We start from the raw sequence: 22500 nt of genomic DNA, 5'->3' as shown, positions 1-22500 counted from the left end.
ATACTAATTCTACCAAGAAAGAAAATATTCTAATTTGATAAATTAAAGTAAATAAAGGTTCCTAATTCCGTAGAAAAGTTAATAAAAATGAGGAAAAGATTCATAAATACACTTTTAGATAGAAAATTCAGAAAATTAACTCTTTTGCCTTGAAAATTTTTGAAAAAATGGTATGATAGTAACAAGCTATTTTTTTAAGAGAAGAGAAAGGGGAACAATGGAGAAAATCAGTTTAGAATCTCCTAAGACGGGGTCGGACCTAGTTTTGGAAACACTTCGGGACTTAGGGATTGATACCATTTTTGGTTATCCTGGTGGTGCAGTCTTACCTTTGTATGATGCGATATACAATTTTAAAGGTATTCGCCACATCTTAGGACGCCATGAGCAAGGTTGTTTGCACGAAGCTGAAGGATATGCCAAATCAACTGGAAAGTTGGGCGTTGCCGTCGTCACGAGTGGGCCGGGAGCAACAAATGCCATTACAGGGATTGCAGATGCCATGAGCGATAGCGTTCCCCTTTTGGTCTTTACAGGTCAGGTTGCGCGAGCTGGGATTGGGAAAGATGCCTTTCAGGAAGCAGACATCGTGGGGATTACCATGCCCATTACCAAATACAATTACCAAGTTCGTGAGACAGCAGATATTCCTCGTATCATTACGGAAGCTGTCCATATCGCAACGACTGGTCGTTCAGGTCCTGTTGTGATTGACTTGCCCAAGGATGTATCAGCTCTAGAGACAGATTTCATCTATTCACCAGAAGTTAATTTACCAAGTTACCAACCGACGCTTGATCCGAATGACATGCAAATCAAGAAAATCTTGAAGCAATTGTCAAAAGCCAAGAAACCTGTTTTGTTAGCAGGCGGTGGTATCAGCTATGCGGAAGCTTCTAAGGAGCTCAATGAATTTGCTGAACGTTACCAAATTCCAGTAGTCACTAGTCTTTTGGGGCAAGGAACCATTGCAACGAGTCACCCGCTTTTCCTAGGGATGGGAGGAATGCACGGTTCTTTCGCAGCCAACATTGCAATGACGGAAGCGGACTTTATGATTAGTATTGGTTGCCGTTTCGATGACCGCTTGACTGGGAACCCTAAGACCTTCGCGAAGAATGCTAAGGTTGCCCATATCGATGTTGACCCAGCTGAGATTGGTAAGATTATCAGTGCAGATATTCCTGTAGTGGGAGATGCTAAGAAAGCCTTGCAGATGCTGTTAGCAGAACCAACTGTTCATAACAATACTGAAAAATGGATTGAAAAAGTTACCAAGGACAAGAATCGAGTTCGTTCTTATGATAAGAAAGAACGTGTGGTTCAACCTCAGGCCGTTATTGAACGCATCGGTGAGTTGACGCATGGGGATGCCATTGTCGTAACTGACGTAGGGCAGCACCAAATGTGGACAGCTCAGTATTATCCTTACCAAAATGAGCGTCAGTTAGTCACTTCAGGTGGTTTGGGTACCATGGGATTCGGAGTTCCTGCAGCTATTGGAGCCAAGATTGCCAATCCAGAAAAAGAAGTCATCCTTTTTGTCGGTGATGGTGGTTTCCAAATGACCAACCAAGAACTAGCGATCCTAAATATCTACAAGGTGCCGATTAAGGTTGTCATGTTGAATAACCACTCACTAGGAATGGTTCGTCAGTGGCAGGAATCCTTCTATGAGGGTAGAACTTCCGAGTCAGTCTTTGATACACTTCCTGACTTCCAGCTGATGGCACAGGCTTACGGTATTAAAAATTATAAATTTGACAATCCAGAAACTATAGAAAAAGATCTAGAGGCTATTCTGGAGGATGTGCCCATGTTTATCGAGGTGGATATTTCTCGTAAGGAACAGGTCTTACCGATGGTACCAGCTGGTAAGAGCAATCATGAGATGTTGGGGGTGAAGTTCCATGCGTAGAATGTTAACAGCTAGATTGCAAAACCGTTCAGGAGTTTTGAATCGTTTTACAGGTGTCCTTTCTCGTCGTCAAGTCAATATTGAGAGTATCTCAGTTGGTGCGACAGAGAACCCCAATGTATCTCGTATCACCATCATTATTGATGTAGCATCTCATGATGAAGTAGAGCAAATCATTAAACAGCTCAATCGTCAAATTGATGTGATTCGCATTCGAGATATCACAGATAAACCACACTTGGAAAGAGAAGTTATCTTGGTGAAGGTATCTGCTCCTGCTGAGAAGCGTGCAGAAATCTTGGCCATTATCCAACCTTTCCGTGCAACGGTGGTGGATGTGGCTCCAAGCTCGATTACGATCCAGATGACTGGGAATGCTGAAAAGAGTGAGGCACTCTTGCGAGTAATCCGTCCTTATGGAATTAGGAATATTGCTCGTACGGGAGCAACTGGATTTACCCGCGACTAATACTCTTTGATTTTCATTGAGTATAAGAAAACAATTTAAATTTGTTAAACAAGTCTAAAAGGCAATAAATAATAGAAAAGAGAGAAAAACTATGGCAGTACAAATGGAATACGAAAAAGATGTTAAAGTAGCAGCGCTTGACGGTAAAAAAATCGCCGTAATTGGGTATGGATCACAAGGTCATGCTCACGCGCAAAACTTGCGTGATACAGGACACGATGTGATTATCGGTGTGCGTCCAGGTAAATCTTTTGACAAAGCAAAAGAAGATGGATTTGACACTTACACAGTAGCAGAAGCAACTAAATTGGCTGACGTTATCATGATCTTGGCACCAGACGAAATCCAACAAGAATTGTACGAAGCAGAAATCGCTCCAAACTTGGAAGCTGGAAATGCAGTTGGATTTGCTCATGGTTTCAATATCCACTTTGAATTTATCAAAGTTCCTGCAGATGTAGATGTCTTCATGTGTGCTCCTAAAGGACCAGGACACTTGGTACGTCGTACTTACGAAGAAGGATTTGGTGTGCCAGCTCTTTACGCAGTTTACCAAGATGCAACAGGAAATGCTAAAAACATTGCTATGGACTGGTGTAAAGGTGTTGGGGCTGCTCGTGTTGGTTTGCTTGAAACAACTTACAAAGAAGAAACTGAAGAAGATTTGTTTGGTGAACAAGCCGTACTTTGTGGTGGTTTGACTGCCCTTATCGAAGCAGGTTTTGAAGTCTTGACAGAAGCAGGCTATGCCCCAGAATTGGCTTACTTTGAAGTCCTTCACGAAATGAAATTGATCGTTGACTTGATCTATGAAGGTGGATTCAAGAAAATGCGTCAATCTATTTCAAACACTGCTGAATACGGTGACTATGTATCAGGTCCACGTGTGATTACTGAGCAAGTTAAAGAAAACATGAAAGCTGTTTTGGCAGATATTCAAAATGGTAAATTTGCAAATGACTTTGTGAATGACTACAAGGCTGGTCGTCCAAAATTAACTGCTTACCGTGAACAAGCAGCTAACCTTGAAATTGAAAAAGTTGGTGCAGAATTGCGTAAAGCAATGCCTTTCGTTGGTAAAAACGACGACGACGCATTCAAAATCTACAATTAATTCTTGTAAAGAGAGACAGAAGGCGAGTTGGGGGTACCTAACTCGTTTTTTATCTTGAAAAGTACTTGAGGAGGAGACAATGCTAAGTGCAAAAGATGTGGTGAAAGCCCACAAAGTTTTGAGTGGTGTAGTAGTTGATACACCACTAGAATATGATCATTATTTATCAGAAAAATATCAAGCAAAGATTTATCTCAAGAAGGAGAATGCGCAACGAGTTCGCTCTTTTAAAATTCGTGGAGCCTATTATGCCATTTCTCAACTATCAAAAGAAGAACGCGAGCGTGGTGTAGTCTGTGCCTCTGCGGGAAATCATGCCCAAGGTGTCGCCTATACTTGTAATGAGATGAAGATTCCTGCAACCATATTTATGCCCATCACAACACCGCAACAAAAGATTGGGCAGGTTCGCTTTTTCGGTGGAGAGTTTGTGACAATCAAGTTGGTTGGGGATACCTTTGATGCTTCAGCTAAGGCAGCACAAGAATTTACATTGACAGAAAACCGCACCTTCATCGATCCTTTTGATGATGCGCATGTTCAGGCTGGTCAAGGGACTGTAGCCTATGAAATTCTTGAAGAAGCCCGTAAAGAGTCTATTGATTTTGATACAGTACTTGTACCAGTAGGTGGTGGCGGATTGATTGCCGGTGTTTCTACTTATATTAAGGAAACCAACCCGACTATTGAAGTGATTGGGGTAGAAGCTAATGGTGCTCGCTCTATGAAAGCTGCCTTTGAAGCTGGAGGTCCAGTTAAACTCAAAGAAATTGATAAGTTCGCTGATGGGATAGCCGTACAGAAGGTTGGACAATTAACCTATGAAGCGACCCGTAAGAATGTTGAAACGCTGATTGGGGTGGACGAGGGCTTGATTTCCGAGACCTTGATTGATCTTTATTCCAAACAAGGTATTGTAGCAGAACCAGCCGGAGCTGCCAGTGTTGCAGCCTTGGAAGTTTTATCAGACTATATCAAAGGCAAGACGATTTGTTGTATCATTTCTGGAGGAAATAACGATATCAACCGTATGCCAGAGATGGAAGAACGTGCCTTGATTTACGATGGAATCAAGCATTACTTTGTAGTGAATTTCCCACAACGTCCAGGAGCTCTCCGAGAGTTTGTAAATGACATTTTGGGGCCAAATGATGACATCACTCGTTTTGAATATATCAAACGAGCAAGCAAGGGGACAGGCCCTGTCTTGATTGGAGTAGCTCTTGCCAATAAGCATGATTATGCTGGATTGATTCATCGAATGGAAAAGTTTGACCCATCTTATATTAATTTGAATGGGAACGAAACGTTGTATAATATGCTAGTTTAAGCTAAAATAAAATTATTATCATATTATTTGCGTAATGGTAATGATGGTGCTATAATGATGGTGATGAAAGGGGGAGATTCCCATGGTTTTACAAATTTTACTTGTTTTATTGTTTTTAGTGGTGATTGCATCAGTGATTATGGTTAGTTCTGTGTATGTGGTTCGACAACAATCTGTCGCTATCATAGAACGCTTTGGTAAATACCAAAAGTTGAGCAATAGTGGTATTCATTTACGAGCTCCTTTTGGAATTGATAGGATTGCGGCAAGAGTTCAACTACGCTTGTTGCAAAGTGAGATTGTTGTAGAGACAAAGACGCAAGATAATGTATTTGTAACGATGAATGTGGCAACTCAGTATCGAGTAAATGAAAACAATGTCACAGATGCCTATTATAAATTGATGCGTCCAGAAGCCCAAATTAAATCCTATATTGAAGATGCTTTGCGTTCATCTGTACCAAAGCTAACCCTAGATGAGTTGTTTGAGAAGAAGGATGAAATCGCCTTAGAAGTTCAAAAACAAGTGGCGGAAGAAATGTCTACGTATGGGTATATCATTGTCAAAACGCTGATTACTAAGGTTGAACCTGATGCTGAAGTAAAACAATCAATGAATGAAATTAACGCGGCTCAACGTAAGAGAGTTGCGGCGCAAGAACTTGCTGAAGCAGATAAGATTAAAATCGTGACCGCAGCAGAAGCTGAAGCAGAAAAAGATCGCCTACATGGGGTAGGGATTGCAGAGCAGCGTAAAGCAATTGTTGACGGACTAGCTGATTCTATCCAAGAGTTAAAGGGAGCCAATGTTGAGCTAACTGAAGAACAAATCATGTCTATCCTATTAACGAACCAGTATTTAGATACGTTGAATAATTTTGCAGATAAAGAGGGTAATAATACAATCTTCCTACCAGCAAATCCTAATGGAGTTGAGGACATAAGAACGCATATATTATCGGCTTTAAAAGCCAAATAAAAATATGCAGAATAATATAGTTACGACGTATATATGTTTTTTTATTGACAAACGAAATAAAAACGTATACAATTAAGTATTGTAAAGAATAATTTAGGAGAAGAACATGGCTAAGTCGAACTTTGAAAAAGTAGAAGCAGTTGTTGGCTGGGTTCGTGATAAGAAAATCACAGGCTACCGTATCTCTAAAGAAACGAATGCGCGTGAAATGTCTATCATTGCTCTAGCACAAGGACGCGCAAAAGTTAAAAATATTTCATTTGAAACAGCTCTTGGTTTAATCGATTTCTATGAAAAAAATCATGAAAAATTTGAAGATTAAACTGTGGTCACAGGCAGATTCCTAAAGCGGATCTGTCTTTCTTTTTCCTAATTACTAAAAAAGACTGCATAAAGAATGCAGTCTTTTATCTTATTTGAGATAGCGCTGAAGAAACTCGCGCGTCCGTTCTTCTTTAGGGTTCGTGAAGAGGTCTTCTGGCTTGCCTTCTTCAGCAATGACGCCCTTATCCATAAAGATGACACGGTGAGAGACATCGCGGGCGAACTCCATTTCGTGGGTTACGACAATCATGGTCAATCCTTCCTGAGCCAGGTCTTGCATGATTTTAAGGACTTCTCCAACCATTTCAGGGTCAAGAGCAGATGTTGGTTCGTCGAAGAGAATGGCGTCAGGATTCATGGAGAGGGCGCGGGCGATGGCTACACGTTGCTTCTGGCCACCAGAGAGTTGTTTCGGTTTGGCTTGCCAATAGCGTTCCCCCATGCCAACTTTTTCAAGATTTTCTTTGGCAATTTTTTCAGCTTCAGAGCGTTCTCGTTTGAGGACAGTCGTTTGGGCGACAATAGTGTTTTCGAGAACATTGAGATTTTCAAAGAGGTTAAACGATTGAAAAACCATACCGAGTTTTTCACGATAGTGAGTAAGGTCATATCCTTTTGCAAGGACGTTTTCTCCTCGGTAGAGAATTTCCCCCTCAGTAGGTGTTTCAAGTAGATTGATTGAACGAAGGAAGGTTGATTTTCCACTTCCTGAGCTCCCGATGATGGAGATAACCTCTCCTTTGTGGACGGTGAGAGAAATGTCTTTTAGCACTTCGTTTTGCCCATAGGATTTTTTGAGGTGTTTGATTTCAAGGATTGGTTGTGTCATTTTTTCAAATCCTCCGTTTGCATTTGGTTAGCACCTGTAGTGTAAGTATCCATGTCCATACGACGTTCGATGAAGCGTAGGATACGGGTCACAGTAAAGGTGAGGACAAAGTAAATCACGGCGATGATGGTAAAGGTCTGGAAGTATTGATAGGTTTGTGTTGCTACAGTATTTCCTGAGAAATAAAGCTCAACAACTGAAATAACGTTCAATACAGAGGTATCTTTGATATTGATGACAAACTCATTACCAGTAGCAGGTAGAATATTGCGGACAACCTGAGGTAGGACAATCTTACGCATGGTTTGATTATGGGTCATACCAAGAGCAGTTGCAGCTTCAAACTGTCCTTTGTCAACTGCTAGAATACCACCACGAACGATCTCTGTCATGTAGGCACCCGTGTTGATTGAGACGATGAAGATAGCAGCTAGTGTGCGGTCAAGATTGATACCGAAAGCTTGGGCAGTTCCATAGTAGATAACCATAGATTGAACAATCATTGGCGTACCACGGAAGATCTCGATATAGACATTGAGAATCCAACCGACTAGTTTCTGTAGGGCGTACATTGCCTTGTTCTCAGATAGTGGAGCGGTACGGAAGACCCCGATCGCAAGTCCGATAAGGAGACCTGTGATGGTTCCGATAATGGAGATTAAGAGTGTGATACCAGCACCACGCAAGAGTTGTTGCCAGTTCTCAGAAAGAATCTTAGCGACTTGGCTAAAGAAACTACTTTCTTCCTCCGTTGTTGTAGACTCCACAGGTTGCTCTTTGATCATACGATCCATGAGGGCTACTTGTTCATCCTTAGAGATGGTTTCGATGCTCGCGTTGATTTGGCTGATGCGGCTGTCATCTTTACGAAGTCCAATAGCTATAGCCGTATCTTCTTCGCCAGTTTTGAAACCTGGTTGAGGTTGGATCATTTTGAACTTAGCGTTAGCAGACTCAGCGGTCATTGCTTCAGGTCGTTCAGAAACATAGGCATCAATAACACCAGCCTCCAGAGCTTGACGCATCTGAGCGAAGTCACCCATAGCAGTTTCTTTTTTGGCACCTGGAATTTGGGAAATCAGATCATAAAGGTAAACACCTTGTTGAGACGTGATTTTTGCTCCGCTGAAATCCTCCAAAGAGTTGGCATTCGCATAGGCAGAGTCCTTTTTTACCAATAGAACCGGTTCGCTAGTATAGTAACTGCTTGAAAAAGCAATTTCTTGTTTGCGTTCAGCGGTTGGGCTCATACCGGCAATGATCATATCAATTTTGCCAGAAGTAAGGGCTGGAACAAGTCCTTCCCATTTGGTTTTCACGACCAAAGGTTCCTTGCCTAAGTCTTTGGCAATCTTTTTAGCGATTTGAACATCGTAGCCGTTGGCATATTGGTTGGTACCGTCGATTTTGACGGCGCCGTTACTATCGTCGTCTTGGGTCCAGTTGAAGGGAGCGTAAGCTGCCTCCATCCCGATGCGTAAATATTCGTCGGCTTGGACTTGGCTAACTAGTCCTAAGGTAAGGGCTAGGCTAGCAAGGATAGATAAGCATAATTTTTTCATGTTTTCTCCTATTTCTAGTCTAAAAATGACTCTCTCTATTGTATCTAAAAATAGTGAGATTTTCAATACAAGTAAGCCTTTATTTATAAAAAATGATATAATGGTAAAAAGATTGAAAGGGAACCGATTATGAAAAAAAGATGGCTGTTGGCTTTGGTATTTACTTATTTATTATTTATACCGAGCCTGGTTTTTGCAGTAGACTTTGATATCTTATCCTATCAGGGTGATTTGAATATTCATGCAGATAATACTGCAATTTTTAAGGAAACAATTACCTACCGCTTTGGAGATGATTATAATGGTCAGTTAGTTGGACTCGGGAAAGTTGGGAAAATGCCAGAAGGATTTGACATTGATCCCGATCCGACCGTTCAGGTCTCTAAAAATGGAAGAATTGTTCAAAATGCTTCCTTCTATACTATGGAGGAAGAGGACGGCTACAAGGTAAAAATTTACAATGCTGGATATGCCGGAGATACTGTTCGGGTAACGGTTACCTGGAAACTAACAAACCTTCTCTTCTTATATAAGTATAAGGATATCGCAGAGCTAAATTGGCAACCCTTGACCGATAGTACTGGAGACATCAAAGAGATTGAGTTTAAGGTCAGCTCTGATACTCCAGCAGAGAACCTCTATTTTCATGCAGGCCAACTCCTAAGGGACTCTAGTGTTGAAAAAGTAAATAATCTCTATCATGTCAAAATGAAAGACCTTCCTAGAAAGCGACAGATCGAATTACACGCAAACTGGCCTAGAAGTGCTTTTGCAGGAGCTCCAGATCAAGGATTAGAGGAAGAACGTTTAACCGATTTTAACCGGATTGAAAGCAATATAGCAACAGAAAAAGCGCAAAGTGAGATTTTGATGAAATGGATGCTTCCCGTCATTTTTATGAGTCTCTTACTTCTAGTCCCTATCTTCTATAGGATGTTTCGTCAGAGTACAAGTATTAAAAAGGTCTTTCCAAAAGATCATCGACTCTACGAACCACCGATGGATTTGCCTCCAATGGTTTTAGCAGAAGCAGTGTATTCAACTTCCTTAGAGGAAGTCAATCCCCTAAACAAATCAGGGTTTGGTAAATTTACTTTTGAACGTTTGATTCAGGCAACCTTGTTGGATTTAGTAGATCGAGGTCATTTATCTATTTTTCAAAGGGATGAGGAACCTTATGTGCGCATTATCAGTGAAAAGGGTTTGTCCAATTTTGAGAAGGAATGCCTGCGCATGACTTTGTCAAATAAGAAAGAATTGGCTATTTCAGAGCTCTTCCCTGATTACCAAGTTTCATCTTCCCTTTACCGTGGTGCCAAAGAGTCAGATGAAAAACATATCCGAGAAACAGGCTCGCGTCTTAAACGCTCCTTTGAAGGAAGACTTCAACGCATTCAGTCTTGTGTCAAGGATAAGGTCCATGTACTTCGTATCCCAAGCTATTATCGTCCCTTGACAAGTGAGGAACGCCGCCTTGCTCTTGGGATGCGGGTCTGTTCAGCCATAACAGCTCTAGGTGGATTGCTTTTCTTTTATTATAGTTGGCAAACACATGGGTTCTTTTCGATCCCGTTTCTACTTTTAGGATTGACAGGATTAGGGGCTAGTTTCTGGGTTTATCTTGCCACGCGAGGAGCCTATCGCGATGGAGTTCTGACAGAGGAAGGAGCGGAAATCTTCTATCTCTGGACGAGTTTTGAAAATATGCTTCGCGACATTGCTCATCTAGATCAGGCTGAGCTAGAGAGCGTCGTCCTTTGGAATCGTCTGCTGGTCTATGCGACTCTCTTTGGTTATGCCAAGAAAGTGAGCAAGTTAATGAAAGTACGTCATATTCAGCTAGAAAATCCAGATTTGAATCTATATATAGCCTTCGGTTGGCACACACAGTTCCACGCCTCAACTGCACAAATCAAGCAATATACTACTGTAGCGAATACAGCTAGCAATTACTCTGTATCTTCTGGAAGTGGAAGTTCAGGTGGAGGATTCTCAGGAGGAGGAGGCGGTGGTAGCATCGGCGCCTTCTAAAAAATCTATCGCAACATCCGAAATTATGCTATAATAGAGAACAGAAAAAGGAGTAATGTATGTATTTTATTGAAATTTTGAAGTCAATCTTTTTTGGGATTGTTGAAGGAATTACAGAATGGTTGCCCATTTCAAGTACTGGCCACTTGATCTTGGTTGAAGAATTTGTTCAATACAAGGACCAAAATGAAGCTTTCATGTCCATGTTTAATGTTGTCATTCAGCTCGGTGCCATTTTAGCAGTTATTGTCATTTACTTTAACAAGCTCAATCCCTTCAAACCTGGTAAAAATAAGGTCGAAGTCCGTCGAACTTGGCAGTTGTGGTCCAAGGTCTTCGTTGCGACCGTACCTTTGCTATTGGTCTTTAAATTGGATGATTGGTTTGATGCCAACTTCCATAACATGGTTTCGGTTGCGATCATGTTGATTATCTATGGGGTTGCCTTTATCTACCTTGAAAAACGAAATAAGGCGCAAGCCATTGAACCAACAGTAACTGAGTTAGACAAGTTGCCTTATAAAACAGCCCTTTACATCGGTCTCTTCCAAGTCCTTGCCCTTTTCCCAGGAACAAGTCGTTCAGGTGCCACTATCGTCGGTGGGTTGTTGAATGGAACAAGTCGCTCTGTCGTAACAGAGTTTACCTTCTATCTCGGAATTCCTGTTATGTTCGGAGCCAGTGCTTTAAAGATTTTCAAATTTATTAAAGCAGGTCAACTTTTGAGTTTTGGTCAACTATTCTTGCTTCTTGTAGCCATGGGAGTAGCCTTTGGAGTCAGCATGGTTGCTATTCGTTTCTTGACCAGCTATGTGAAGAAACACGACTTTACACTCTTTGGGAAATACCGTATTGTACTCGGTAGTGTCTTGTTGCTCTACAGTTTTGTGCGTTTATTTGTATAAGAAAAAGCTTGAAGGGAGATTCCTTCAAGCTTTTTAAAATCCTGTCACTGTGATTCCTAGTAAACGGATACCTTTTTCTTTTTCAGCTAGTTCTTCGTAGAGTTGAAGGGCGGTTTGCGCAATTTGGCTAGCGTCCTGTGTAGCTTGTGGGAGGCTTTTTCGTCTAGTTAGAGTGGAGAAATCGGTGTAACGAATCTTTAGGATAATGATTTTTCCAGCTTTGTCTTGTTTACTGAGGTTGAGAGCTACTTTTTCAGAGAGAAGAGTCAACTCTTTTTTGATATCTTCTTCATCCTGGAGAATCTTACCATAGGTTTTTTCCTTCCCGATTGATTTGCGGATGCGATTGGACTTGACTGGAGAATTGTGAATGCCACGAGCTTTTCGATAAAGATCATAACCAAGTCTGCCAAAGCGATCGATTAAAGTGACTTCAGAGACGTCCAATAAGTCTGCACCAGTATAAATGCCCATTTCATGAAGCTTTTCTACTGTTTTCTTACCTACACCATGAAATTTAGCAATATCCATTTGTTTGAGAAATTCTTGGGCTTGGTCAGGTAGAATCACTGTCAAACCATGTGGTTTTTGATAGTCACTAGCCATTTTAGCTAGGAATTTGTTATAAGAAACACCTGCAGAAGCAGTCAGGTGTAGTTCCTGCCAGATATCCTCTTGGATAAGGCGGGCTATTTTGACGGCCGACTTGATACCAAGTTTATTTTCCGTCACATCTAAGTAAGCCTCGTCAATACTCATAGGTTCAATCAAATCTGTATAGCGTTTAAAAATAGCTCGAATCTCAAGCCCCACTGCCTTATACTTTTCATAATTTCCAGAGATAAAGACAGCTTGGGGACAGCGTTCATAAGCTTCTTTAGAACTCATGGCTGAATGAACACCAAAAGCTCGTGCTTCGTAGCTACAGGTAGAAACGACACCACGCCCACCTGTTTGTCTGGGGTCACTTCCGATAATGACAGGTTTGCCCTTTAATTTGGGATTATCTCTGATTTCCACCGCAGCAAAAAAGGCATCCATGTCGATATGGATGATTTTTCTGGACAGATCATTTATCAATGGAAATATGAGCATTTTTATCCCTTTCTAGAGTCATTTTCTATTTATTATACCCTTTTTTCTGAAAAAACGGGAAAGTTCGACCTGGCTTTCAAAAATATAATACAGATTGGAGTAAAAAAGAGACTGTATTATAAAAGAAAGCGTCTAAAATGCCGATTTTCTCTTGTTGAAATCGGTTACTGTATGGTATACTTGTCTCAAGAATGTAACAGATGACTGTTACTAGAAAAAAGAGGACATTAACATGGTTGTTAAGACAGTTGTTGAAGCACAAGATATTTTTGATAAAGCTTGGGAAGGCTTCAAAGGCGTAGATTGGAAAGAAAAAGCAAGTATTTCTCGCTTCGTTCAAGCTAACTACACACCTTACGATGGAGATGAAAGTTTCCTTGCTGGACCAACAGAACGTTCACTTCACATCAAAAAAATCGTAGAAGAAACAAAAGCACACTACGAAGAAACTCGTTTCCCAATGGACACTCGTCCAACATCTATTGCTGATATTCCTGCTGGATTTATCGACAAAGAAAATGAAGTTATCTTCGGTATCCAAAACGATGAACTCTTCAAATTGAACTTCATGCCAAAAGGTGGTATCCGTATGGCTGAAACTACTTTGAAAGAAAATGGATACGAACCAGATCCAGCTGTTCACGAAATCTTTACTAAATACGTAACAACAGTTAACGACGGTATCTTCCGTGCCTATACTTCAAATATCCGTCGCGCTCGTCACGCTCACACTGTAACTGGTCTTCCAGATGCCTACTCACGTGGACGTATCATCGGTGTTTACGCACGTCTTGCTCTTTACGGTGCAGACTACTTGATGCAAGAAAAAGTAAACGACTGGAATGCGATCAAAGAAATTGATGAAGAAACAATCCGTCTTCGTGAAGAAGTAAACCTTCAATACCAAGCATTGCAACAAGTTGTTCGCTTGGGTGACCTTTACGGAGTTGATGTCCGCAAACCAGCGATGAACACGAAAGAAGCCATCCAATGGGTTAACATCGCCTTCATGGCTGTCTGCCGTGTTATCAACGGTGCTGCAACATCTCTAGGACGTGTGCCAATCGTATTGGATATCTTTGCAGAACGTGACCTTGCTCGCGGTACATTTACTGAATCAGAAATCCAAGAGTTCGTTGATGATTTCGTTATGAAACTTCGTACAGTTAAATTTGCTCGTACAAAAGCTTATGACCAATTGTACTCAGGTGACCCAACATTCATTACAACTTCTATGGCTGGTATGGGTAACGACGGTCGTCACCGTGTTACTAAGATGGACTACCGTTTCTTGAACACTCTTGACAACATCGGTAACTCTCCAGAGCCAAACTTGACAGTTCTTTGGACTGACAAATTGCCATACAACTTCCGTCGCTACTGTATGCATATGAGCCACAAACACTCTTCTATCCAATACGAAGGTGTAACAACAATGGCTAAAGACGGATACGGAGAAATGAGCTGTATCTCATGCTGTGTGTCACCACTTGACCCAGAAAACGAAGATCAACGCCACAACATCCAGTACTTCGGTGCTCGTGTAAACGTTCTTAAAGCCCTTCTTACTGGTTTGAACGGTGGTTACGACGATGTTCACAAAGACTACAAAGTATTTGACATCGATCCTATCCGTGACGAAGTTCTTGAATTCGAATCAGTTAAAGCGAACTTTGAAAAATCTCTTGACTGGTTGACTGACACTTACGTAGATGCTTTGAACATCATCCACTACATGACTGACAAATACAACTACGAAGCTGTTCAAATGGCCTTCTTGCCAACTAAACAACGTGCTAACATGGGATTCGGTATCTGTGGATTTGCTAACACTGTTGATACATTGTCAGCGATTAAATATGCTACCGTTAAACCAATCCGTGACGAAAATGGCTACATCTATGATTACGAAACAATCGGTGAATACCCACGTTGGGGTGAAGATGACCCACGTTCAAACGAATTGGCAGAATGGTTGATCGAAGCTTATACAACTCGTCTACGTAGCCACAAACTTTACAAAGACGCAGAAGCTACAGTATCACTATTGACAATCACATCTAACGTTGCTTACTCTAAACAAACTGGTAACTCACCAGTCCACAAAGGTGTATACCTCAACGAAGATGGTTCTGTGAACTTGTCTAAACTTGAATTCTTCTCACCAGGTGCGAACCCATCTAACAAAGCTAAAGGTGGATGGTTGCAAAACTTGAACTCACTTGCTAGCCTTGACTTTGGTTACGCAGCTGACGGTATCTCATTGACAACTCAAGTTTCTCCACGTGCTCTTGGTAAGACTCGTGACGAACAAGTTGATAACTTGGTAACAATCCTTGATGGTTACTTCGAAAACGGTGGACAACACGTTAACTTGAATGTTATGGACTTGAACGATGTTTACGAAAAGATCATGTCAGGTGAAGATGTTATCGTACGTATCTCTGGATACTGTGTAAACACTAAGTACCTCACTCCAGAACAAAAAACTGAATTGACACAACGTGTCTTCCACGAAGTTCTTTCAATGGATGACGCATTGAGCTAAGATAGTATAAAGAAAACTAGCCTTAAGGCTAGTTTTTTTGTTACTGAGGTTTTGATAGTTTTAAAACAAGGAATATTATAGTTTTTGCTCTCAGAGAGAAGAGACAAATTACTTCTATATAAAATATGACTTTTTCTGCCTTACTGCAGGTGTCATAGAATTGACTAAAAAGGATTGAAGTCTACAAAATATAGACTTCAATCCTTTTTTAAAATATACTATCTAGCTTGAAGAGTAAATGACATATACTTTAGTCGTTATCTTCTTCTTTACGTTTGAATAGTGTAAGACCTAAGGCTGCAAATAGAGCTAGAGCACCAGTCACTGCTGCAGAGTGATTGTTTTCTGTTCCTGTATTTGGTAATACTTTGGTATTATCAACAGTAGATTGCTCAGTATTTGCATGGTTTTGTTGACTATCTTGACTTAATTGGTCAGTATTATTTGGAGTAGTTGCAGTAGTAGCAGCTGTTCCTATTCTTACAATTTCATCAGTAGGTGTAATTGTAACTGTAGAAGAGAGAATGTTGCTAGAAATAATCTGTCCTTTATCATCAAAAACTTCTTCGATAATGATTGTACGAAGACCAGCTTTACCTGGGGCCACAATTATTTGTGTTCCACTAGGCAATTTATCATCATAAATGGATTGAATACCATATGGAATAGAAAGTTCAATAGTTCTCTGAACAGTTCTAGTAAGTGGTTTTGTTCCCACAAGTACAATCTGTTTGACAGGCTCAGTTTGTTCGTCAGAGACAACACGAGATGAGATCACAGTATTGTTTCGGTTGTCAATAGTATCTTCGTGAACAATAGTTCTAGTACCTTTAACACCAGGGGTTTGAATCTCTTCTTCCCCAACAAATAGCTTATCAGAAGGCACTTTAACGATGTCAAAGTCAATATCTTGTTTTTCAGTTCTTTGAGTAGTTACAGTGAGTGGTTTTGTTCCCACAAGTACGATCTGTTTGACAGGCTCAGTTTGTTCATCAGAGATGACGCGAGACGAGATCACAGTATTGTTTCGGTTGTCAATAGTATCTTCGTGAACAATAGTTCTGATACCTTTAACACCAGGAGTCTGAATTTCTTCTTCTCCAACAAATAGCTTGTCAGAAGGCACTTTAACGATATCAAAGTCAATATCCTGTTTCTCAGTTCTTTGAGCAGTTCTAGTAAGTGGTTTTGTTCCCACAAGTACAATCTGTTTTACAGGTTCGGTTTGTTCGTCAGAGATAACACGAGACGAGATCACAGTATTGTTTCGGTTGTCAATAGTATCTTCGTGAACAATAGTTCTAGTGCCTTTAACACCAGGAGTCTGAATGTCTTCTTCCCCAACAAATAGCTTATCAGAAGGAACTTTAACGATATCAAAGTCAATATCCTGTTTTTCAGTTCTTTGAGTAGTTACAGTGAGTGGTTTTGTTCCCACAAGTACGATTTGCTTAATAGGTTTAGTAGTGATACTATCAGAAACTTGTTCTCTTGAAATTAGATCATTTGTATCATTATCACGGATTTCTCGATAAGAAACAGTACGGATTCCTTTGACACCAGGAGTTTTGATGACAGAATCACCAACTAAAATAGTATCATCGTTTACATATTCTGTTTCGAAATCGACATCAAACTGATCAAATGCTCCAATAGCTTTGGAAGTTCGTGTACCAACATGGACAATACGGCTTTGCGGTGCCGTAGTTACATTTTCATCAGTAAATGTATATTGCGTATCGTTCTTCAAACCAATTGGAAGGTTTTCGTAGCGATAAATCATCTCAGTTGTTTGAGTTTGTTTTTTAGTATCAGTGTAACTATACGCCTTAGTGGCAGTCATAATATTGCCATCTGTGGTTGTATAGTCTGCTCGAAGCAAGCCAGGAATGCGATCATTATCAGTAGCTTCTCGAATATTTGTTGTTGCATAGAAGTATCTGAGACCATAGTTTAGGATATCGGTTCCACTTGATTTCTCATAAGCAGAGTTATCGACACCAGTCGCATAGGTATTTACAGTTTTCGTTCCAGCTACACCAGGAGTTTTCTCAATGCTAGTTCCAGCAGCGATAGTTTTATCGTTCACGTAGATTGTTTCATATGGAATAGTCTCTTCTGAACTATTGACTAAGCGAGGGGAACTTGTTGAAAAACGACTAACTCCCATATTGAATTGAGTGCTATTCTTTTCCTTGTTAGGAGTAAGGCGTTCGGTTGCAGGCTTATAGATCGCATTGCCAAGTGGATCGGTTTTCGTATCGGTAGTAGAAGCTGTGATTTCGGATTCGGAAGTGAAGGTATTGTTTTCAGTATATCGAACCAGGTGATTGGCTTCTAATACACGGATTGGCAAATCAACATTGTTAGCATAACTAATATTAGAAATTTTAATATCGTTTCCAATAAAAGCTAATGGTTGAGTTCGACTAAGTGTATTTGGAAGGTTGCTTGGAGTTCGAGTTGTATTAATACCAAAACCAATTCCAGGTTGCACCAAAGTACCATTATTTCCATTTAAACTAATTAACGGCGTTTGCGTTGCAGCATTCTTAGCTAAAGATTGTGTGATTTTCCCAAAGTCAAGATTATTGTCTTTAAAAAGAACGCCCTCTGCATTTGTTGTAATAGAAATGATAGGCATTGTCTTTTGTTTTCCGATGATGCCAGGTCTAGTACTCATGAAAGTTTTTTTGACTTTAATGTCATTGTTTTGGAAAACAACAGACCCACGGAACTTATCTTGGTTAGCTCGAATTGTTTTATCTGCGACATTAAAATTACTAGTCGATTCAGCGATTGTAATAGCAGATAAATCTTTATTTGGATCACCGTAAAGTTCTTCAAGCTCGACTTTATTATTACTAATGTTGATGGAACCAGAACCATATCCCAATCCGTTTGCAAATTTACTTGTATCAGATAATGTAGCGGTTCCCCTAATATTGTCATTAGAAGAGTTAATCATCTTAATCAAATCGTTTGCTGAGTGTCCAGTGATTTGATTGTTTTTTATATTTAGTACATAGTTTAGATAAGGCTCTTGCATACGAACCAAGATAGCATTTGTATTGTAGTCTTGGTTTGTAGCGGTTCTACCTGATGAATCCAAATCTTGAATGCGGTTATTACTAATTTCAAAATAACCTACGGCTCCGTCTGCACTCAAGTCCTGAGATTTTTCATTCGTTTGCAAATGAATCGCTTCATACTGGAGGTAATCATGACCATGTGTAAATTTTCCGTCAACTTTCAAGTCATCTCGTACTAGACGATTTGTTTTATCTTGTGTGACAACGTTGTTTCGAATGACAACATTTTCCATTTTAAAGTTTCGGTTGTATACAGAGATACCTAACAAGCGATCTCCGTATGAAATGTTGTTTTCGATTAAAATTCGGTCACCGTCGTGAATATCTAAACCTTTACGATAGTTATAGGTACTCGTATTGTTTCGGAAAACTATTCCATTATTGTAGGATCCAGCCTCTGAAGCGAAACCATAACCTGTACTTCCGTTTAATTTGTGTCCATTTTCAGAAGTGGTTGTTCCTTCAATAAGGATATTGGTTTGGTAAGAGAATTGAACTCCAGCCACTCGGTTATTGTGAGTATTACTGTTTAATACTTTATTGTTTTCACCTAAGTTTAGACTACTGAAAGTATAACCAGGAGCTTTTCCAGCAATCAAATTACTCACAGAGCGAGGACGGCCCCAACCAGGTAGAGAGATATTTGAGACACTGTTATATGACGACCCGAAACGGATACCAGCTTTGTTAGCTCCACTCGCTTCAATGTTCTCAACAGTTACATTATCAGAATCATTGATAAGGACGCCATCGACTTTTCCATAGTAGGGCATTCCTTTGACGTAGAAGCCATCATGTTGTTCTCCAAAAGCTTCTTTTAAGTTTTGGATAGAAACAGATAAATCTTTCACAAGGAATCCATTTTGATTTTCAACTAGCAAAACTGCATGGTCGCGATTGTCAGTATCATTCTCGTTGCTATCCCAAGGATTTCCTAGCTGAACTAAATTTGTTTTTAATACGGTTGTTCCTGGACCATCTCCAAAGAGACCGGTTACATTTGAGTGCTCTGAACCGATTTTAATTTGATTAAAGGAGCCACTTTCGCTTTTGCGATAGATAGGCAACGCAATACCTGTGAGATTCTCCCCATTAGAACTGATATAACGAACAAGTCCATCCGAGTCTACACGAAGATTTTGATATTCTTCTTTTGTAACATGCGAAAGGTCCTGAACACCATCAATTCGTCCTTTTTGTATAGGCATAGGGACACCTGATCCGTATGTTAAAATTTTATAGTGATCAATTTCGCCTTTATCACGAGCCACATTGACAATTCCAGAAAGTTTGACGGCAACACCAGTATGTTGTGTACCATCTGGATCAGCCATTACAATTTCATTTGCTGCTTTTAGTGCTTTATTAACAGCGAGAGTATCATCTTGGTTATCAGCTACATTCAAACCAAAATCAGTAGCATTGACATAGTACCATTTGTTTTTATGATCATAGTGAACATCATACTCAATGCCTTCAACAGTTGGTTTTGAAACAACGGTTCTTACATCTTCTGTGATGGCATCCTGAATTTTTTTTGATTGGTTTTCTTTTGGTATTTCAGGAATGGCTTTTGCTTTGATTGTGTCCTCGTCAGCTTTTACTTCTGGTTTTAGAGCAGGTTCGATAGGTTCAGCAGGTTCAGTCGGTATAGATTCTTTTGGCTGACTTTTATTTTTTTCCGCAGATGTGGATGCGCTTACACTTCGGAAGCCACTTCGTCCTATTTGTTTACTATCTGCTGGCTTCGTAGGAGTTTCAGTTACAGTGCTAGCACTATCGGATACATTAGAGGAAGGAGTAGTAGACTGTTCAGTCACTGAACTAGGATTATTACCATTTTCAGCAGAATTTAGGGTATTTCCGTCTTCATTGTTTTTTTCAATCGTTGAAGATGTAACTGTAGTCGGTTGTAGCATTTCTGAAGTGTCTCCCCCAACTTCATTAGCGGCTACGTTATTGACTAATAAGGCCGATGTAACAATTCCGATTGAAACAGCAACCCAGTGCTTCTTTACTTTACGTAACTTTTTCATAAAATTATAATTCCCTTTATAATGTATATATTAAGTAGTTTGGCCACAATTATTCATAATAATTTATATTTAGTTTCTCCTACAAATAACTATAATAACATATAAAAATATATTGCAACCTTTTTATTTTAACAAATCAAGTAGTTTGAGTCAAGAAATCAAACTAGAAAATTAAAATTATTTTTTAACACAAATTATTTTATTCGTAAAATAGTTGAAATTGAGTTTGTTTTACTTGACAGAATGACAAGTATAATGCTAGAATGTATGTGGTTATTTATGTTTAATACTTAAAGTGTTTGGAGGACTTTAACTACTAAATATCAAATAATCTGTGATTTCTTCTTCGTTTCTCAGGAGAGGGGTTAAGAACATTGAAAATAAAATATAGAAAAGAGGGGAAACATGGCAAAAAGCAAAATGCTGAAATTGCTTTCAAAACTTTCAGCTGCAGCTCTTTCTGTCTTGACACTTACATCTGTTTCGACAAATACTGTTAAAGCTGATGACCCAACGCCAAAGGAATTAACGCAAGTTATTACAGGTGTTGAGTTGTTGGATGCTTCAGATACGAAACAGAATGTAACATCTGAGGGAGATTATGCAGTTCGTACAGGGAATGCCTACAAGCTTCGTGTAACGTTTGATCTCAAACAATACAATGAAAACTTGAACAATGGTGATTATTTCACTTTCGACATTCCTGCACCAATGACAGTCTACAACGGCACTCAACAGTTGGTTGACCCAGCTACGCAAGTAACGATTGGGGAAGCAGTTGTAACATCAAGTGGTAATGACAAGGGTGGTAAAGCGAAAATTACCTTGAAAAACTTGGACAAGTACCTAGCTGCAACCGGTGGAGATAAAGTTAAGGATGTATCTGGTAACTTTGCGGCATCATTCCGCTTCCTAACAGACCAGACTAAGACACCAATTAGCTTTAATTCTTCTTCTATGAAGCAAGAAGTAAACCATACGTATACGTCTAAGACAATCACAGGTCCTAAAGTTGGTACTGAAAACTATGCGAAAGCTGGTGGACAAGCTTCTCGTGAAAGCTGGAACTCTCCAAAACTAGCAGCAATCGGATCAGTAAGCTCAGGTAATGAGATGTCAAACTGGCGTGTACGTGTGAACACAGAAAAACAAGATTTTGGACAAAACATTGTGCTTCATGACACAATTCCAAATGATGACACATCTTACACACCAGCTCAATACATTCCAGAAAGCTTGAAGATTTACAAGGCTGATATTAACGGCGGTACTTCTGCTGTTCCTCCAGGAGCAGAACTCATGGTAGAAGGCACTGACTATACAGTTGCTTGGAACTCAAACTATACATCATTTGATGTTACAATCAAAGATGGAACGACTTCTTACTTCGTTACATATAGTACTACCACTCCAAATGATGGTACGAAAGTAGCAAATATCATAGCTTTGTCTCTTGCGGACGGAACAAAACTTGCACAAAATACAAGTCGCCCAGGTGCGCTTAGCATGAAAGCGGAAGCAACATCTTTGATTTCTGGTACAATTGTAGCATCTACAGCTTACCAAATTAAGATTAATAAGACAGACGCGTTCACTCTTACACCTGTTCAAGGAGCAGTTTATACTGTGACAGCAGCAGATGATGCAAGTGAAACAACAGAAGTGACTACGAATGAAAAAGGAGTAGCGCTTACTAAAACTTATGATCAGAAATGGGAAGGTAAAACGTTCAAGATCAAAGAGAAGACTGCTCCAGCTGGCTATAAGCTAGATGAAAAAGAGTATACAGTCAAACTCGGAGCAGCAGGTTCTACGATCAACCTTAAGGACGAGCCTGTTCCAGCTGTGTTCAATGTAACAGCTAAGAAAGTGGTAGAAGGTCGTACAGATAAACTTCCAAAAGCGGATGAGTTTACCTTTAACCTATATACAGCAGAGAACTTGAAGACTCCAGTAGCCACAGCGAAATCAAAAGCTGATGGAACGATTACCTTCGAGAACATTGAAGTAAAAGGTGCGGGAACTTACCACTACGTCATCAAAGAAGATACTTCAGCAGCAATCAATGGTATCACTTTTGATGAAGCAGGTAAGGAAGTTACTGTAACAGCAGCATTCCAAGGTGGAGTATTGACAGCTTCTGTTACTTCAGCAGAACCAACTTTCACTAACACTTATAAAGCAGCTTCAACAAGCGCGACAATCAAGGCTAAGAAAGTCTTGAATGGTAAAGAGCTTGCGGCTGATGCTTATACTTTCGAATTGAAA

General features: G+C 40.0%; 14 protein-coding genes. 10 read left to right on the top strand and 4 right to left on the bottom strand.

What is annotated here, in order from left to right; genetic code table 11:
• Nucleotides 1-217: 217 nt before the first annotated feature.
• From ADM50_RS02165 to ADM50_RS02140, 6 genes are all read left to right on the top strand, one after another.
• Nucleotides 218-1918: an acetolactate synthase large subunit gene (locus tag ADM50_RS02165; RefSeq protein ID WP_049484379.1), complete on the top strand. Its 1701-nt coding sequence runs from the start codon at nucleotides 218-220 to the stop codon at nucleotides 1916-1918.
• Nucleotides 1911-2387, top strand: a complete 477-nt coding sequence (gene ilvN / locus ADM50_RS02160; protein ID WP_049477423.1) for an acetolactate synthase small subunit — start codon at nucleotides 1911-1913, stop codon at nucleotides 2385-2387. Before ADM50_RS02165 ends, ilvN begins: the two co-directional genes overlap by 8 nt.
• A gap of 91 nt (nucleotides 2388-2478) precedes the next feature.
• The gene (gene ilvC / locus ADM50_RS02155) at nucleotides 2479-3501 is read left to right on the top strand and encodes a ketol-acid reductoisomerase (RefSeq protein ID WP_049484378.1); all 1023 of its coding nucleotides are present in this window, start codon (nucleotides 2479-2481) and stop codon (nucleotides 3499-3501) included.
• 79 nt (nucleotides 3502-3580) lie between these two features.
• Nucleotides 3581-4831: a threonine ammonia-lyase IlvA gene (gene ilvA, locus ADM50_RS02150; RefSeq protein ID WP_000947300.1), complete on the top strand. Its 1251-nt coding sequence runs from the start codon at nucleotides 3581-3583 to the stop codon at nucleotides 4829-4831.
• 82 nt (nucleotides 4832-4913) lie between these two features.
• Nucleotides 4914-5810: an SPFH domain-containing protein gene (locus ADM50_RS02145; RefSeq protein WP_000244062.1), complete on the top strand. Its 897-nt coding sequence runs from the start codon at nucleotides 4914-4916 to the stop codon at nucleotides 5808-5810.
• Nucleotides 5811-5916: 106 nt separating this feature from the next.
• Nucleotides 5917-6132 (top strand): capsule biosynthesis transcriptional regulator, encoded by a 216-nt coding sequence (locus ADM50_RS02140; protein ID WP_001130031.1) that lies wholly within the window; start codon nucleotides 5917-5919, stop codon nucleotides 6130-6132.
• A gap of 90 nt (nucleotides 6133-6222) precedes the next feature.
• Here ADM50_RS02140 and ADM50_RS02135 read toward each other — a convergent pair whose 3' ends face one another.
• On the bottom strand, nucleotides 6223-6963 hold the full coding sequence (locus ADM50_RS02135; protein WP_049484377.1) for an amino acid ABC transporter ATP-binding protein: 741 nt from the start codon (nucleotides 6961-6963) through the stop codon (nucleotides 6223-6225).
• A complete protein-coding gene (locus ADM50_RS02130) occupies nucleotides 6960-8525 on the bottom strand; it encodes an ABC transporter substrate-binding protein/permease (RefSeq protein WP_049484376.1) in 1566 nt (521 codons plus the stop codon). Before ADM50_RS02130 ends, ADM50_RS02135 begins: the two co-directional genes overlap by 4 nt.
• 129 nt (nucleotides 8526-8654) lie before the next feature.
• Here ADM50_RS02130 and ADM50_RS02125 point away from each other — a divergent pair, with 129 nt between their 5' ends.
• Complete coding sequence (locus tag ADM50_RS02125) at nucleotides 8655-10556, top strand: DUF2207 domain-containing protein (RefSeq protein WP_049484375.1); 1902 nt, start codon at nucleotides 8655-8657, stop codon at nucleotides 10554-10556.
• 59 nt (nucleotides 10557-10615) lie between these two features.
• Entirely contained in the window at nucleotides 10616-11461 is an 846-nt protein-coding gene (locus tag ADM50_RS02120; protein ID WP_049484374.1) for an undecaprenyl-diphosphate phosphatase, read from the top strand.
• Between the two features lie 33 nt (nucleotides 11462-11494).
• Here the strand turns inward: ADM50_RS02120 and dinB are convergent, their stop codons facing one another.
• Entirely contained in the window at nucleotides 11495-12556 is a 1062-nt protein-coding gene (gene dinB, locus ADM50_RS02115; protein WP_049484373.1) for a DNA polymerase IV, read from the bottom strand.
• Nucleotides 12557-12788: 232 nt separating this feature from the next.
• On the opposite strand from dinB, the gene pflB reads away from it, so the two are divergent.
• Entirely contained in the window at nucleotides 12789-15104 is a 2316-nt protein-coding gene (gene pflB / locus ADM50_RS02110; RefSeq protein ID WP_000260621.1) for a formate C-acetyltransferase, read from the top strand.
• Between the two features lie 250 nt (nucleotides 15105-15354).
• Here pflB and ADM50_RS02105 read toward each other — a convergent pair whose 3' ends face one another.
• On the bottom strand, nucleotides 15355-20232 hold the full coding sequence (locus tag ADM50_RS02105) for a G5 domain-containing protein (protein ID WP_049484372.1): 4878 nt from the start codon (nucleotides 20230-20232) through the stop codon (nucleotides 15355-15357).
• A 405-nt stretch (nucleotides 20233-20637) separates the two neighbouring features.
• Here ADM50_RS02105 and ADM50_RS02100 point away from each other — a divergent pair.
• The coding region (locus ADM50_RS02100) for a Spy0128 family protein (protein WP_049484371.1) at nucleotides 20638-22500 on the top strand (1863 nt) is incomplete at its 3' end.

Origin of the sequence: Streptococcus oralis, from assembly GCF_001075675.1 — a bacterium.
GTDB lineage: Bacteria > Bacillota > Bacilli > Lactobacillales > Streptococcaceae > Streptococcus > Streptococcus oralis_V.
Note: the sequence above shows the minus strand (reverse complement) of the source record. Positions and strands in the feature narration are given on the sequence as shown.